This window comes from Bacillus sp. SRL543 (assembly GCF_984799205.1).
In genome coordinates this window covers 2,956,755-2,971,867 of sequence record NZ_OZ481794.1, presented here as the reverse complement: position 1 = coordinate 2,971,867, position 15,113 = coordinate 2,956,755, and the positions used below count along the sequence as shown (strand labels likewise).

Sequence of the window (15,113 nt, the reverse complement as noted above, 5' to 3'; positions counted from 1 at the left end):
CCTGCCGACAAGCAGGGGTGCTTTCTCATGAGTAAATTTATAGATCATCAAACCCATTATCCACTGTATTCACCTTCACATACTGCCTCGGCTTTTGTTCAAAAAAGTCCGATTTTCCAAGATCGACCTCTTCATAGGCCTTGATCCAGCGGAGGGGATTAGTCCTTGATCCTTCAAAAGGCCGATTAAAGCCCAGCTGGTTGGAGCGGACGTTCGCATAAAATTTTATATACTCCTCCACATCTTCGATCAGGATGCCGTTTATTTTATCCCCAATGATTGAACGCGCCCATTCAATTTCGAGATGGGCGGCTTCCCTGAAAGTAGACTCGGCGAATTCTGCCAGCTCTTTGGTATTGTGGTCAGGATATTCTTCAAGGATTTCCTGAAAGATTTTAGCAAAAAGATCGACATGAAGCTGTTCATCTCTATTAATATAATTGATCATCGTGCTGGTAGAGACCATTTTCTGGTTCCGTGCCAGATGATAGAAAAAGGCGAAGCCGGAATAGAAGAACAGCCCCTCCAGCACTACGTCGAAAATGATCGATTTCAGCAGGCTTTCAACGGAAGGCGACTCTGCAAATTTCCTGTAGCCGGAGGCAACGAATTCATTCCGCTTCACAAGGGCAGGCTCGGTACGCCAGAATTCAAACACTTCGTCCTGCTTTTTTTTATCAACAATGCTTGAAAGCACATAAGAATAAGAGTGGTTATGGATCACTTCCTGCTGGGCAAGGATGATCATCAGGGCGGACAGGCTGGAATCTGTCAGGTAATCAGCGACCTTTCCGGCATAATCAGTCTGAATGCTGTCAAGAAGGGCAAGGAGGCCGATGATTTTTAAGAAAGCTTCCTTTTCTTCTGCTGATAACTCAGGAAACTGTTTGATGTCCTGTGACATATTGATTTCAAAAGGGGTCCAGAAATTGGCGAGCATCCGCTTGTATTTAGGAAAGGCCCATTGGAACCTGACATCATCCCAATTCAGGATATTGGAACATTCTCCATTGATGATTCCGGTAGAGCGGTTTGGTGCTGTTTGATTCATGATTTCTCTTTTATGGACAGGGGTTGTCATAATAACACTCCTTATAGGTTAGCTTGAGCAGGAATCACAGTCTTCATAGTCAGAAGAAGTAGACCTGACATAATACGTTGTTTTCAAACCGTTCTTCCAGGCAGACAGATGCAAATCCAGCAGTTCCTTTGCTTTAATATTGTTCTGGACATAAAAATTAAAAGAGATTGCCTGATCGATGTGTTTCTGCCTTTGGCTGTTCTGAAGGATGCTCCAGTGCTGATCAATCACGTAAGCTGACTTATAGTACCAGGTTGTATGCTCATTCAAGTCAGGCGCCGTTACCGGAATCTTGTAATCTTTCTTTTCTTCAGAATAGAATTTCCTGAATATCGGATCGATGCTCGGACTGCTGCCGGCAATAATGGCTGTTGATGCATTGGGGGCCACAGCCATAAGATATCCATTTCGGATGCCGTTCTTCTTGACTGCCTGCATCAAAGAATCCCAATCGTGGACAGAGTCCAGGCTGCTGTAGCCGCGGGAAGCAAAGTATTCGCCGGTTTGCCAGTCAGAGCCTTTGAACGCAGGATATGAGCCTTTTTCCATGGCCAGATTCATACTGGCTTTAATAGTCAGGAAGGCAATCTTTTCGTACAGCTCATCTGCCAGCCTGACGGCTTCTTCGTTTTCCCACCTGAGTTTTTTCAAGGCGAGCAAATGATGCCAGCCAAATGTACCGAGCCCGATTGCCCTGTATTTGCGGTTGGTGGCCACTCCCTGGAGGACGGGGATGGTATTCAGATCAATGACATTATCCAGCATCCTCACCTGAATCGGGATCAATCTTTCCAATACATTGTCAGCTGCAGCTCTCGCCAGATTAATAGATGACAGATTGCAGACTACAAAGTCGCCGGGGATCTTTTCAATAATAATCCGGCCGTCTTCTTCACGCTGCTCCTTCGTTATGGTTGCACTCTGATTTTGCACGATTTCAGTGCAGAGATTGGTGCAGTAGATCATGCCTGCATGACTGTTGGGATTCTTCCTGTTGACTTCGTCCCGATAAAACATGAAAGGAGTGCCGGTTTCAAGCTGGCTGATCATGATCCTCTTCATAATATCGATTGCGGGCACTATTGTCGCAGACAGCTCCGGGTTTGCGATGCATTCTTCGTACTTATTCCGGAAAGAACCAGCACCTGGCTTTTCATCATAAAAATCTTCAAGGGAAAAGCCCATAATACTCCGTACCTCATGGGGATCGAACAGATGCCAGTCCCCGCGCGATTCCACCGTTTCCATGAATAAATCCGGCAGGCAGACACCGGTGAATAAATCATGGGTGCGGTATCTTTCATCCCCGTTATTCAATTTGCTGTCCAGGAAAGAAAAGATATCTTTATGCCAGACGTCGAGATAGACGCTGACTGCCCCTTTTCGCTGTCCGAGCTGATCGACGCTCACAGCTGTGTTATTGAGCTGCTTCATCCATGGAAGAACTCCTGATGAAGCCCCTTTAAATCCTTTAATATCACTGCCCCGGCTCCGGATCTTTCCCAGATAGACCCCGATGCCGCCGCCATTCTTGGAAAGGTTCGCGATATCTGTATTGCTGTCATAAATGCCCTGCAGGCTGTCATCCACTGTATCGATAAAGCAGCTTGAAAGCTGGCCCCAGTTCTTTCCGGCATTGGAGAGGGTAGGGGTTGCTGCTGTCATATACAGATTGCTTAAAGCCCAATAGGATTCCTTAATGAGAGACAGTCTGCGTTCCTTCGGCTCTGAACGGTTCAAAGCCATACTGATAATGATGAATCTTTCCTGCGGCAGCTCGAACAGCCTCTTTTTCTTATCCCGGCTCAGATAGCGGTCAGCCAGCATCTTCACTGCTATATATGTAAAAAGCCTGTCCTTCTCCGGGTCAATGAAAGAACCGATTTCAGCGATTTCTTCTTTAGTATAAGATTCCAGCAGGACTGGAGAGTAGACCCCAGCATCGGTTAGATTGGTGATAAGCCCGTACAGGGGGCCATACCGATCTCCGGCAGTGAAGCGGCGGTTCTCGGCAGCTTCCTCATAAAGGCTGGATAAATACAGGCGTGCGGCCACGAATGTCCAGTCAGGATCCGCCTCGCTGATCATAGAAAGAGAATCAAGAATCAGCTGGTTAAGTAGCTCATCTTTTCCTGGAGTGTGATTCTCCTGCAGCTGAATCGCCCTTTTATAGAGGTGCTGAAAGTCCAAATGCGGGAAATCTGAATCAATGGCTGCCAATGGCAGCGGTTTTGCCGAAGAAATGTTCATAGTCATACCTCCTGGGTTGATCAGTATTTTTCCAAAAACAAAAGCGCAAGCGTTTAAGCTGGACGTGGATAAAGAATTGAAAATCATCCACAAGTGTTACAATTTATTAATTCCTTGACCATAAAAAAATCCGCCCACATATTGGGCGGATCAAACGAAGGCATAAAAGAAGATCAAACGATTTATACCATCGTTTCACCTTCCCAATCCCCGAAGAACCGAAACTTTGCAAGCATGGCAGGTCTCCTGGCTCGTGCATCATCCTACTATAAGCCCTTCCCATAAATGCGCCTGTTCAGCGTTCATATACAGTGGATGCTTACCTCGTACACACTTACAGTTGCGGGGACAGCTCCGGCATCGAACCGGATTCCCTTTTAAGCCCTTAATGGGCACCAACACTTGCGGATTCTTATTCAATTGTTGACAGCAATAGCCTGAATCGGCAGCCGCATCGATCATTCGCCAAAATTCTCTGGTCTTTCTGCAAAAAAAATCGCTTCCCGAGTTTCAGAAGCGAAAAAGGAAAAAGAGACCACAAACAAAATTCATTCATAAGGAAAACAATATGTAGTGTTGATTCGTGATGTATAATCAATATCTTGTACCTTGATTGTAGCATAGATAAAATCCTACATCAATCATAAAGCTAAAAAATAATAAAAATAAGGAAGCAGGAGCATGGCGCTCCCGGCAATAAGCAGAATCCGTGCCGTATTTGTCGAAAGCCTGGCGCTGTTCTTCCACTTTTTATACCAGCTCCACCTTTGCAGATTTGTCTTATAAAGAAGGAAAAGAAGCATGAATAGTGCAGCAGACTGAATATAGAATGGCACCCCGAATGCTTTGCTTGTTATATCTTCATCTGCCGGGACCGCAAGTCCAAGGATCTTTTCATGAAAAAATCCAAAAAGGGCAAACACGGCAACGGCAATGATGATTACTTTAATCAGTTCTAGATAAAAACCGCCAATATTTTTCACTGAAACACTCTCCAAGACATTTATAATATTTTCGCCTCTCCATTATAGCGTTCAATAAACAGGCAAACAAAACTTTGATATTTTCAAAAAAATCCGAATTAATGCGAAACAATCAATAATCATCAATTCATGAACTTATTTGGATGGTTGTGAAAGAAAATGATTGATTTTTGAAATCGATTCCATTACAATTGGCTTACATAATTAAAGATACAATTACTAAGCAAAAAGCCATGAAGCTGCCAGTGAAAGCAGCCGGGAGGTGTTATTCTTGCTGACGCCAGAGAGACATCAGCTCATACTTGAGATGCTAAAAGAGAAGCATACAGTTAAAATACAGGAGCTTGTCGAATTGACAGCTTCCTCAGAATCAACCATTAGACGGGATTTATCCCAGCTTGAAAATGATAAGTTTTTAAAAAGGGTGCATGGGGGTGCTGCGAGACTGCAGGGGAAACTCCAGGAACCCAGCATGGTGGAAAAATCCTCTAAAAACCGTATAGAGAAAAAGGATATTGCGAAGTATGCAGCAGGCCTTGTAGAAGAGGGAGATTGCATATATCTGGATGCGGGTTCGACCGTACAGGAAATGATTCCCTTCTTGCCTCATAAGGATATTGTGGTAGTGACAAACGGGCTTATGCATATACAAATCCTAATGGAGAGAGGGATCAAGACCTTCCTGGTAGGCGGCTATGCTAAGCCGCATACGAACGCCATTATAGGCAGGGGGGCCCTGTCAAGCCTGGGCCAGTACAGATTTGATAAATGCTTTATGGGTGTCAATGGCATCCATCCTCAGTTCGGCTATACTACACCGGACCAGGAGGAAGCAATGATCAAGCAGACGGCCATTTCACTATCGAGGGAAGCATATGTGCTTTCGGATAGTTCGAAGTTTTCTGAAATCGCTTTCGCCAAAATTGCGGAGCTTCATGAAGCATCCATCATCACAAACTCGCTTGATGCAGAGAGCAGAGAATCCTTTATCAGCAAAACAAAAATTAAGGTTGTGACAGCATGATTTACACATTGACGCTTAACCCTTCCGTTGATTATATCGTTGAGCTGGACAATGTCCAGCTCGGCGGATTGAACAGGACAAAAAGTGAATCTAAATTTCCTGGAGGAAAAGGCATAAACGTTTCCCGGGTCCTGAAAAGGATGGGAGTCGACAGTGAAGCAATCGGGTTTGCCGGCGGGTTTACCGGTAAATATATCGAAGACTCCCTGGAGGAAGAGAATATTAAGACCCGATTCGTTCCGGTAAAGGATGACACAAGAATCAATATCAAGCTGAAAAGCGGGCAGGAAACTGAAATCAATGCCAGGGGGCCTGAAATCAGCAGAGAAGACCTGGAAGCATTGACTTCTGAAATCAGCCGGCTGGGAGAGGGAGATATGCTGGTGCTGGCCGGAAGCATCCCTTCCACGATGCCGGATGATACGTACGAATCATTGGCCAAAATCTGCCATGCCGGCGGTGCAGAGTTTGCTGCAGACGCAGAGGGTGAGCTGCTTAAAAAGGTTCTCCCATACCGTCCTTTCCTGATCAAGCCCAATCACCATGAACTTGGCGAATTATTCGGCACTGAAATCCATACGTGCGAAGAAGTGCTTCCGTACGCTAAAAAGCTTATCGAAATGGGTGCGCAGAACGTCATCATTTCCCTGGCTGGGGAGGGGGCTGTATTTGTGAATGGCGATATGGCCATTACAGCGACTGTACCGAAGGGCACATTAAAAAGCTCGGTAGGTGCCGGAGATTCTATGGTTGCCGGCTTCCTTGCCGAATTCAGCCGAAGCGGCAGCTATGAAGCGGCTTTTAAATACAGTGTGGCGTCTGGAAGTGCAACAGCCTTTTCAATTGGCCTGTGCACGATTGAAAAAGTAGAAGAACTGCTGCCCGAGGTAGCGGTCAGAACAATTTAAAGGGGAGAGCTTTATGAAAATTACAGAGCTGTTGACAAAAGATACGATCCTGCTCTCTATTAATGGCAGGGATAAGCGCGGGGCAATCGACCAGCTGGCAGAAACTCTTGATAAAGCTGGAAAGCTTAATGACATTTCCGCTTTCAAAGAAGCTATTCTAAAAAGAGAAGAACAGAGCACTACCGGAATAGGCGACGGCATTGCCATCCCCCATGCGAAAACCGCGGCTGTTGCCAATGCTGCAATTGCATTCGGCAAATCGGCAGAAGGGGTGGATTATGATTCACTGGACGGACAGCCGTCACATCTATTCTTCATGATTGCCGCCCCTGAAGGTGCGAACAATACCCACCTTGAGGCACTTTCACGCCTTTCTTCCATCCTTATGAGAGAAGAAGTGCGCAGGGAGCTGATGGAAGCGGATTCTGCGGAAACCGTTTTGAGCATTATCAATGCCCATGATGAAGAAGGCGAAGAAGAAGAGCAGAGCATGGAAAACAAAAAGGACTTCATCGTCGCTGTTACAGCCTGTCCTACAGGGATAGCACATACCTACATGGCCGCAGATTCACTCAAAGCGAAAGCAGCTGAACTGGGCATTGATATAAAGGTAGAGACAAATGGATCCGGCGGGGCTAAGAATGTCCTTACCCGGGAAGAAATCGAAAATGCAGCTGCCGTTATTGTGGCGGCAGACACAAAAGTGGAAATGGAACGCTTCAGAGGGAAGCATGTCATCCAGACGGCCGTAGCAGACGGCATCCGCAAGCCTAAAGAGCTTATTGACAGGGCCGTTAAAAAGGATGCGCCGGTCTATCAGGGATCAGGCAATGCTTCAGAAGACAGCGGCAATAAGGAGAAAAAAGGCGGCATCTACAAGCATCTGATGAATGGTGTTTCCAATATGCTTCCGTTTGTTGTCGGCGGCGGGATCCTGATCGCAATTTCCTTTATGTTCGGCTATAACGCATCCGATCCTAATGATCCTTCCTACAATGAATTTGCAGCGGCACTTATGACCATTGGCGGGGGCAATGCCTTTGGCCTGCTGGTTCCTGTACTTGCCGGATTTATTGCAATGAGTATAGCAGACCGTCCGGGCTTTGCTCCAGGCATGGTCGGAGGTTTCATGGCCGCAAGCGGCGGCGCCGGCTTCCTTGGCGGCTTGATTGCCGGTTTCCTTGCCGGTTACATCGTTGTGCTTCTTAAGAAGCTATTGTCCGGCCTTCCGTCTGCTCTTGAAGGAATCAAGACTATTTTGCTTTACCCGCTACTTGGAATCCTGCTGACTGGCCTTGCCATGCTGTATGCAGTCAATGAGCCTGTCGGTGCACTGAACAATGCGATCACAGAATGGCTCGCCGGGCTTGGCACTGCCAACGCTGTACTGCTTGGAATTGTACTGGGCTTAATGATGGCTTTTGATATGGGTGGCCCTGTCAATAAGTCAGCCTATGTATTCGGGACAGGCCTTCTGGCAAATGGCGTCTATGAGCCGATGGCTGCCATCATGGCGGCCGGTATGGTTCCGCCGCTTGCCATTGCCCTGGCTACAACTTTCTTTAAAAATAAATTCACAAAGCAGGAAAGAGATGCAGGAGCTGTCAACTATATCATGGGCATATCTTTCATCACGGAAGGCGCCATCCCGTTTGCGGCAGCAGATCCGATCAGGGTCATTCCGTCGATCATGGTGGGTGCTGCCACAACAGGCGCACTGTCCATGCTCTTTAACATCGGCCTCCGCGCACCTCACGGAGGAGTGTTTGTTTCCTTCCTTGTAGAAGGAAATGCGCTGCTGTACCTATTAGCCATCCTGGTTGGCTCGGTTGTATCTGCCGTCCTTTTGGGAATCTTTAAAAAACCTGCAGCACAAGTTAAATAATAACCCAGCCGGAAAGCTATTATGCTTTCCGGTTTTTTCTTTGCTTGATAAGATCAGTTCATCAGGGCTGCAGCAGCCTTAGCTCTCTTCCACAGACAAAGCGCAAGGGTTTCCGCAGGTCATAATCAGCGCTCAGGGAAATATGAATAATATATATGTTCCTGAAAGGGTGATGATAAATGGCCAAAACATTCAAAGAAGCGGCAATGGAAGAAAACGGGTTCTGGCTCCAGATCCTCGGGGATCATGCGAGATTCATCCATGACGCCCTGGCGCCGTCTGAAAAGGAAAATATCCGGACAGCAGAATATTTTATAAATGCCTTTGATGAACTGCTCGTACAGACAGGAAGCGCAGATCCTATACAATTAAGCATGCTGGCAGAAAGAGAGGCAGAAAAGCTGCGGAGCTTTAAGCTGAAATTGATCGAAGAGCATCTGACCGGCAAAATTAAAATCCACCTTGGTCCGACCTTCATCAACCATATGGTAAACGAGCTGGAAGAATACCTGCTTGTGCTGAGCTGCTTAAAAAAAGGTGAAGCACCTCCTGTATTTCATGAGCTTCATCACCATCTGATCTGGCTGCTCGATGCTGCCGGTCATGCCGGAGCGATTTCCGATAATATGGACCGGATTGAGAAGATGATCAAAGAAAAAAGCGATGACTATACGAAGCATTTTGAGGGCTTTTATTTAAAAGCAGTGGAGCTTACCGGTTTTCTGCGGACAAATATACAAAGCTTTCCTGCACTTGACCGCTTCAATGAAAACGTAAAGCTCGAAATGAAGTTGTTTATGAATTTCCTGGATGAAATCGAAGAACTTGAACTCTCAAACCAGGCTCTTGGAACATTTGCTCCCCTGATGGCCGACCATATGTATAGAGAGGAATGCTATTATCTTACAAAGCTGGCCGAGTCGCAGTCCGGGCAAGAGCCGGACTGCAATCCTGCGAAACCCCGCCTTCAATATTAGGCAGCCATTTCCCTGTTTGAAAATATTTCGCATTTTAACCTTCTCTAATGTGAACATACTAAAAAGGATCACATTTCGAGGAGGCAATCTTAGTGAAAAGAAGCTTAGCAGCCATTCTGGCAATTTTGTCCATAGTCATGCCCTTGTCAGCGTGCGGCACAAACAATAATAATCAAATGAATGAACCGGAAGAGATGAACTATACACCAATGCGCAATAATGGCGATGGTTTTGACAATGACCAGGTCAATCAGCCTAATAACGACAGCAACAGGGTCATACCTTCACGCTACGTAGATCCGGCAGATATGAGGCAGCTTGATGAACAAATTGAAGAGAAAAATGAGAGCAGCGAAGACTGGAGCGACCGTGGCATGAGAAACGACGAGACTCCAAAGACCGAAGATAAACCGGATCTTGGAGGAAATTTGTCTGGCGAAAGATAAAAAGGAAAGTACTGGCCGCAGAAATGCGGCTTTTTCTTTTTAAGTGATAATCCCCGCTGTTTAGGGTAAATGGTAAAAAAACTAATCAGAATGCAGGGATTGTATGGAAATATTGAAATGGGGCTATATGAGGAGAGGGCAGAGAAAGGCGGTCTTTGATAAGTATCCGAATACCACTGTTATTTTCCGGCGGGTCAGGGGATATTTCCTTGTTTATAGCATCGGGTGGAACGAAATAGATGGTGTCGTGGAGCGAAGCGACATTGAGCAGATGGAACTTCTGCTCAATAAAGAGCTGGGACTGCTGGGGAATTATTCCGAAAGGGGCGGTAAACAATAGTGGCCGGTAAATCAAGGCAATCCTTTTTAGGTGCATGACTGTTCCGTTTTACGAGCCATACTATAAAGGCAGCCTGGGACAGAGTTCCTGCTGCACAGCAGCCAAAACTGTCCACTAATGCTGCAGAAGGAGAGGACACTTCATGACTAAGCGCAATAGAAAAACCAAATCCGGCCTGCAAAGCGCCAAAAGCATAAATGATATGGAGTTTTCAAAGGAAATGACAGCTTCAGAAAAGAAAGCTGAGAAACAGAGGCCGCACTGACTTTATGGCCAGTTTTGAATATCAGGGCGGGAGGATTTTTTATGAAGAGATGGGCAGCGGGATTCCGATTGTCTTCATTCACCCGCCTGGTATGGGAAGCGTGGTTTTCGAGCGCCAAAAGCCGCTTTCTGAATGGTTCAGGCTCATTCTTCCAGACCTGAGCGGACACGGGCAGTCTCCCGCCATCCAGACAAACATATCCATCAGCGGATATGCAGGAGAAATAGCTGCGCTGCTGGATCACCTGAAAACTGAAAAAGCAGCGGTTCTTGGCTATTCTGCCGGCGGGCTCATCGCTCAGGAATTTGCGCTCCGATATCCTGAGCGGACAGCCGCGCTTCTGCTGGCAGGCGGTTACCCGGAAGTTCAGTCAGCTGCGTTTAAGTATGAACATTTGGCTGGAATGTATATGGTCAAGCACCATCCGAAGGTCCTGATCCCGCTGCTTGCGGCAAGCCATACGCGCGATCATGCATACCGTGCCAGGCTAGTGGAGCATATGGAGCTGGCAGACAAACGGGTATGGTTCCAGTTTTACGGCCAGTCACTGCAATACAATTGCACTGACGAGCTGAAAGAGCTAAAGGCTCCATTGCTTCTGATGTACGGATCCCGCGATTTCGCCAATCAGCACATCAGATCATACAAAAAACACACTGCTTATCAATCAGCTGTCATAAAAAAAGTTGCCCATCAGCTGCCTACTAAAAAATGGCATGCTTTTAACCAGATAATACTTGGCTTCCTTTTTTCGGAGGCGAAAATTTAGAACAGCCAGAGTGCTGTTCTTTTTAGCGTGAAAAAGCTTTTCTTAGGTATTATTTCCCATTATAATAAAGTTACTGAATTTATGCTGAATAAATTTGGAAAAACATCTTACCAGGAGAATAATATGACAGAATACTTGGCTGACCTGCATAAAAGGAATCAATTGCTTGTCTATCTATTGTGGGCTTGTGTGATCCTCGGAATTGCAGTAGCATTTGATACCCCGAAAACGGTTGTGACCATATTGGCGGCTGGAGGACCATTCTCATTGTTCTGCAGCTTCATGATCTGGAGGAAAAAAGGAATCCCCCTGATCATGTATGTTATATCAATTGGGCTGGCGGTCATTTCTTTTTTCTTTGTCCATACAACAGCTGAGTTTACAAATACGCTTATATTCTTTTTAGCGCTTGGAATTATTTCCTTGTATCATAACTACCGCCCGCTGTTATTAAATGGGCTGATTGCACTGGCTATGCTGAACTACTTCCTTGCAGTGAAGCCGGGTTATGCCGAGGTTGACAAACTCGGTGTCAATGCCTTTTTCATCTTAGTGCTGGCTGCCCTTACCGCGCAAAGCCTGCTGGGGAGCGGGATGCTGAAGAAGGTTGAGTCAGGCAGGAAGCAATCGGAGCTTCAAAAGAAGAAAGCCGAAGTGGTCCTGCAGGAAGTTCAGAGGACAATCGAGGTTTTGGGAAGGTCCAACCGCGGGCTGAATGAAAATGCGGAAGTGACAGGTAAAATAACGGGCGAGGTGGTCCTCGCTTTTCAGGAGCTTGCAGGGGGGATTGAATCTCAGGCTGCGAGCATCACAGATATAAATGCAGCTATTCAGGACGTTTATGATGGAGTTCTGAAGGCGAATGAGGCATCAGGAATCATGGAAGATTCTTCAACCGCCTCGGCAGAAATGACGATGCAGGGGAAAGAAAAGATGGACAGGCTTTATGAAAAAATGAACGGTATTGGAAGGATGGTAGAAACCACTAATTCTGTCATGGCAAAAGTAAATGAAGAAAACAAACAGATCGAAGGCATTGTCAAACTGATCGCCGGCATAGCCGATCAGACCAATCTGCTGTCATTGAACGCTGCCATTGAAGCTGCACGTGCAGGGGAACATGGCAAAGGATTCGCCGTGGTGGCAGAGGAGGTCAGAAAGCTAGCCATGCAGGCGCATGTTGCTTCAGGCCAAATAACTGGCATCCTGGAAGGGATCCAGTCCAAATTCAAGGAGGCAGCGGAACTGATCGGGAGCGGGATGGCGGAGGTCTCTGCTGGAAGGCAGTCTGCGGAAGAGGCGGAGAACCTGTTCTCATCTATTCAGGAACAGTCCTCTGCTGTATTGCGGCAGGCAGGATACTTAAGGACACTCAACGAACAGCTTCAGCAGGCATCAGCCAGCGTCAGGGAGGAAATGACAGCTGTAGCAGCCATAACCGAACAGTCGGCAGCTTCCGTTGAAGAAGTGCTGGCAAGTGCCGAGGTCCAGGAACAGCGTGTAACAGGAATCGTTGAAAATATCCGTGAACTGAATGCTTTGACAAGCAGTCTTGAGGAAACGGTAAAGTGATGATGATGCAAGAAAAAGCCCGGCATATTGCCGGGCTTTTTCTTTATTCATTTGTTAGCTCATGGCCAGCGACTGCTGCAGCCTATCCGCTTTTATCAGGCTTTATCGCAAACAGGACCGCAAGTGCAGCAAGGATGGAAACACCGCATAATATATAAAACAGAAGCTGTTCCGAATGCTTAACGATGATGGCGATGGCGGGCGGACCGGCTGCTACGCCGATGAATCTCATCGAACTGTACAGTGAACTGATGGTCCCTCTCTCTTCCTTCTCGATGCCTTCAGTGATCAGGGCATCCAGGCAGGGCAGGCTGACTCCGATGCCGATTCCCCCGATTGCGAACATGGCCATTAAATACCACAGATTGGTCGAGAGCCCCAGTATTCCGACTGACGCAGCAAGCAGGATGCTGCCAGAAAAAGTAATCCACTTCATCAGGTTCTTATTTTCTTTGATCAGCTTTCCTGTAATATAGGACGATAAACATAGCGCGCCCAGCGGGATGGCCAGAAAAAGGCCTTTTTTTACATTTTTGATGTCATACTGTTTTTCTAGGATATCCGATAGATGAAACAGCACTCCAAATAATACGAACATTAATATGATGCCTGCCACAAATATGGCGTAAAGCCATTTGCCATTATTCTTAAAAATATCTTTAATTTTTTTGAAAAAGGCCTTGAAGGGAATTGGCTCTGTGCGCTTCTCCGGTGTTTTTACCAGCAAGACCATTAGAAGAATAGAAATGGCACAGAATACTGGAAAAGCAAAAAAAGGCAAATACCATAAAAAGCCTGCCAAAAAGGCCCCGAGAATCGGACTTAATACTTTGCCGAAGGTGTTCGAGGTCTCAATCACCCCGAGAGAACTGCTCACTTCTTCCTCATTTTTGAACATATCGCCCACTAAAGGCATGACAATGGGCGCCCCGCCGGCTGCCCCGATCCCCTGCAGCGATCTGCCGATAAGGATGAGCCAGTAGGGGTCGGCCATTTTCCAGGAAGCCCACCCGGAGATGAGTCCGCCGATTGCGGCAATCAGGAGGCTTGGAATGATTACTTTTTTCCTTCCGATATGATCTGAAAGGTATCCAGCAAGAGGGATCAGGATAATGGCAACTATGCTGTACACCGTTATGATCATACTGGACTGGAAGGAAGAAATGCCAAGCTCCCGCTCCATTACGGGCAGAACTGGAATAAGCATGGAATTCCCCAGTGTCATAACAAGGGGGATGGAGGAAATAGAGAGAACAGCCCATTTTTGATTATGCGTGTCATTGCTTTTCCGGCTCTTATTATCCTTTGCTTTTTTCTTGGATTTCTTTAAAACGACTTTTTCCACATGCTCCATATGAAAACCTGCCTCCTGTGTTGATACTATTACTATTAGCCAACAGCCTCAGTTCTTTCCCTGCTATTTTTTGGCATAAGAAAGGGTTGGAACAAACAGGAAAAAGAGTTAGAATAGGGGATAATGCCAGCGGGCAGACTAATTAGGTCCATTGAAAGGGAGATAGCAATGAAAGGCCGGATTATAGAATTCAGCATTGGCAAGCCAAGACAATTTGATTGGAAAGGGTCAAAAGAAATTTCTGGAATCGGTAAGACCCCGCTTGAGGAAGCCAGCTTGACGCCTGAGGGTTTTACCGGCGACGGTGTCGCCAATCCGGATTTCCACGGCGGCCCTGACAGGGCAGTATGCCTGTATCCTTATGAACATTACAGCAGGTGGGAAAAAGAGTTTGGAAAGCCGTTTCAGCCTCCGGCATTCGGAGAAAATATCTGTGCAGAAAAGATGACGGAAGAAGAGGTATTCATCGGGGATATCTTTGCACTGGGCAATGCGGTCATCCAAATCACCCAGGGGCGGGTGCCGTGCTCGACCATCTCTAAGTTCAATGAAGCTGATAAACTGCTGGCAAGAATTGTGGAGACAGGCTTCACAGGATATTTTTTCAGGGTGATTGAACCAGGCAGGGTCAGGAAAGATTCACAAATTACCCTTCTTGAACGGAAGCAGGAGGAAATCTCGGTCTTGGAGGGGAATGAAATTTTTTTCCGCGGGCGGAAAGACGCTCAGGCAATGGAGAAGATGCTCCTAATAGAGGCTCTGGCGGATGTCTGGAAAACAAAGCTCCAAAAGGCTTTGTATAATATTACATAATTTTTTGTAAAAAAAGATTTGACAAACGGATATATCCGATTTATCATAATAATCAATATATCGCACGGCAATGACGAAGAGTAGTAGCTTTTGCAGATGCTTTAGAGAGCTGATGGATGGTGGGAATCAGTGCAGATGCTATAGTGAATGGACTTCCGAGCCTCCAAACCGAACCTTTTTTGAGCAGTAGGCTTTGGCGAACGGTCTCAACGTTACAAGAGACAGATGGCAGGACTTTTGTTCTGTTGTCTGCAAAGTGAGCTGATTGATCAGCTAATGAAGGTGGCACCACGGGTTTCTCGTCCTTTTTATAAGGATGAGGGACCCTTTTTGTGTTATAGAAAAAAGAATATAGAAATCGCTGAACAAGAGTAGTAGCAGTGCTTAAGTTCGTTCCAGAGAGCCGGGAGTGGTGGAAGCCGGCACGAACAGCATTGTGAATGGAC

13 protein-coding genes, 1 pseudogene, 1 riboswitch and 2 other annotated features (1 of these 17 only partly in view) are annotated in these 15,113 nt (G+C 46.5%); of the genes and pseudogenes, 10 read left to right on the top strand and 4 right to left on the bottom strand.

Annotation, left to right across the window (positions count from 1 at the left end; all coding sequences use genetic code 11):
- Positions 1 to 37 precede the first annotated feature (37 nt).
- From AC4E8B_RS15235 to AC4E8B_RS15225, 3 genes are all read right to left on the bottom strand, one after another.
- Positions 38 to 1,081, bottom strand: a complete 1,044-nt coding sequence (locus tag AC4E8B_RS15235) for a ribonucleotide-diphosphate reductase subunit beta (protein WP_490214212.1) — start codon at positions 1,079 to 1,081, stop codon at positions 38 to 40.
- Positions 1,082 to 1,099: 18 nt separating this feature from the next.
- Positions 1,100 to 3,331, bottom strand: a complete 2,232-nt coding sequence (locus AC4E8B_RS15230; protein WP_490214211.1) for a ribonucleoside-diphosphate reductase subunit alpha — start codon at positions 3,329 to 3,331, stop codon at positions 1,100 to 1,102.
- Between the two features lie 220 nt (positions 3,332 to 3,551).
- A riboswitch (cobalamin riboswitch) is annotated at positions 3,552 to 3,746 on the bottom strand.
- Positions 3,747 to 3,972: 226 nt separating this feature from the next.
- Positions 3,973 to 4,314 carry a hypothetical protein gene (locus tag AC4E8B_RS15225; RefSeq protein ID WP_490214210.1) on the bottom strand — a complete coding sequence of 114 codons (342 nt, stop codon included), beginning with the start codon at positions 4,312 to 4,314 and terminating at the stop codon, positions 3,973 to 3,975.
- Between the two features lie 271 nt (positions 4,315 to 4,585).
- Between AC4E8B_RS15225 and AC4E8B_RS15220 the strand changes: the two genes are divergently transcribed.
- From AC4E8B_RS15220 to AC4E8B_RS15180, 9 genes and pseudogenes are all read left to right on the top strand, one after another.
- Positions 4,586 to 5,338, top strand: coding sequence for a DeoR/GlpR family DNA-binding transcription regulator (locus AC4E8B_RS15220; protein WP_490214209.1), 753 nt, complete (start codon positions 4,586 to 4,588; stop codon positions 5,336 to 5,338).
- Entirely contained in the window at positions 5,335 to 6,246 is a 912-nt protein-coding gene (gene pfkB / locus AC4E8B_RS15215; RefSeq protein WP_490214208.1) for a 1-phosphofructokinase, read from the top strand. Before AC4E8B_RS15220 ends, pfkB begins: the two co-directional genes overlap by 4 nt.
- 13 nt (positions 6,247 to 6,259) lie before the next feature.
- Positions 6,260 to 8,131 (top strand): PTS fructose transporter subunit IIABC, encoded by a 1,872-nt coding sequence (locus tag AC4E8B_RS15210; protein WP_490214207.1) that lies wholly within the window; start codon positions 6,260 to 6,262, stop codon positions 8,129 to 8,131.
- A gap of 179 nt (positions 8,132 to 8,310) precedes the next feature.
- Positions 8,311 to 9,108, top strand: coding sequence for a DUF2935 domain-containing protein (locus AC4E8B_RS15205; RefSeq protein WP_490214206.1), 798 nt, complete (start codon positions 8,311 to 8,313; stop codon positions 9,106 to 9,108).
- Positions 9,109 to 9,200: 92 nt separating this feature from the next.
- Positions 9,201 to 9,554, top strand: a complete 354-nt coding sequence (locus tag AC4E8B_RS15200; RefSeq protein WP_490214205.1) for a hypothetical protein — start codon at positions 9,201 to 9,203, stop codon at positions 9,552 to 9,554.
- 103 nt (positions 9,555 to 9,657) lie between these two features.
- Entirely contained in the window at positions 9,658 to 9,894 is a 237-nt protein-coding gene (locus AC4E8B_RS15195) for a hypothetical protein (RefSeq protein ID WP_490214204.1), read from the top strand.
- A 142-nt stretch (positions 9,895 to 10,036) separates the two neighbouring features.
- The gene (locus AC4E8B_RS15190; RefSeq protein WP_257991495.1) at positions 10,037 to 10,159 is read left to right on the top strand and encodes a hypothetical protein; all 123 of its coding nucleotides are present in this window, start codon (positions 10,037 to 10,039) and stop codon (positions 10,157 to 10,159) included.
- Positions 10,160 to 10,163: 4 nt separating this feature from the next.
- On the top strand, positions 10,164 to 10,928 hold the full coding sequence (locus AC4E8B_RS15185; RefSeq protein ID WP_490214203.1) for an alpha/beta fold hydrolase: 765 nt from the start codon (positions 10,164 to 10,166) through the stop codon (positions 10,926 to 10,928).
- 1,017 nt (positions 10,929 to 11,945) lie between these two features.
- A pseudogene (locus AC4E8B_RS15180) lies at positions 11,946 to 12,500 on the top strand (methyl-accepting chemotaxis protein); the annotation flags it as partial.
- A gap of 82 nt (positions 12,501 to 12,582) precedes the next feature.
- Here AC4E8B_RS15180 and bcbE read toward each other — a convergent pair.
- Positions 12,583 to 13,854 carry a bacillibactin exporter BcbE gene (gene bcbE, locus AC4E8B_RS15175; protein WP_490214202.1) on the bottom strand — a complete coding sequence of 424 codons (1,272 nt, stop codon included), beginning with the start codon at positions 13,852 to 13,854 and terminating at the stop codon, positions 12,583 to 12,585.
- A 168-nt stretch (positions 13,855 to 14,022) separates the two neighbouring features.
- Between bcbE and AC4E8B_RS15170 the strand changes: the two genes are divergently transcribed.
- Entirely contained in the window at positions 14,023 to 14,667 is a 645-nt protein-coding gene (locus tag AC4E8B_RS15170) for an MOSC domain-containing protein (protein ID WP_490214201.1), read from the top strand.
- 61 nt (positions 14,668 to 14,728) lie between these two features.
- Positions 14,729 to 14,977: a binding site (T-box leader), on the top strand.
- 42 nt (positions 14,978 to 15,019) lie between these two features.
- Positions 15,020 to 15,113 (top strand) — a binding site (T-box leader) (it continues 154 nt past the right edge of the window).

What these genes read in the sequence shown, in the direction of transcription:
- AC4E8B_RS15210 (WP_490214207.1), top strand. Translation starts at nt 6,260, where the DNA reads ATGAAAATTACAGAGCTGTTGACAAAAGATACGATCCTGCTCTCTATT.
- AC4E8B_RS15170 (WP_490214201.1), top strand. Translation starts at nt 14,023, where the DNA reads ATGAAAGGCCGGATTATAGAATTCAGCATTGGCAAGCCAAGACAATTT.
- AC4E8B_RS15195 (WP_490214204.1), top strand. Translation starts at nt 9,658, where the DNA reads ATGGAAATATTGAAATGGGGCTATATGAGGAGAGGGCAGAGAAAGGCG.
- AC4E8B_RS15185 (WP_490214203.1), top strand. Translation starts at nt 10,164, where the DNA reads ATGGCCAGTTTTGAATATCAGGGCGGGAGGATTTTTTATGAAGAGATG.
- bcbE (WP_490214202.1), bottom strand. Translation starts at nt 13,854, where the DNA reads ATGGAGCATGTGGAAAAAGTCGTTTTAAAGAAATCCAAGAAAAAAGCA.
- pfkB (WP_490214208.1), top strand. Translation starts at nt 5,335, where the DNA reads ATGATTTACACATTGACGCTTAACCCTTCCGTTGATTATATCGTTGAG.
- AC4E8B_RS15235 (WP_490214212.1), bottom strand. Translation starts at nt 1,081, where the DNA reads ATGACAACCCCTGTCCATAAAAGAGAAATCATGAATCAAACAGCACCA.
- AC4E8B_RS15205 (WP_490214206.1), top strand. Translation starts at nt 8,311, where the DNA reads ATGGCCAAAACATTCAAAGAAGCGGCAATGGAAGAAAACGGGTTCTGG.
- AC4E8B_RS15230 (WP_490214211.1), bottom strand. Translation starts at nt 3,331, where the DNA reads ATGAACATTTCTTCGGCAAAACCGCTGCCATTGGCAGCCATTGATTCA.
- AC4E8B_RS15190 (WP_257991495.1), top strand. Translation starts at nt 10,037, where the DNA reads ATGACTAAGCGCAATAGAAAAACCAAATCCGGCCTGCAAAGCGCCAAA.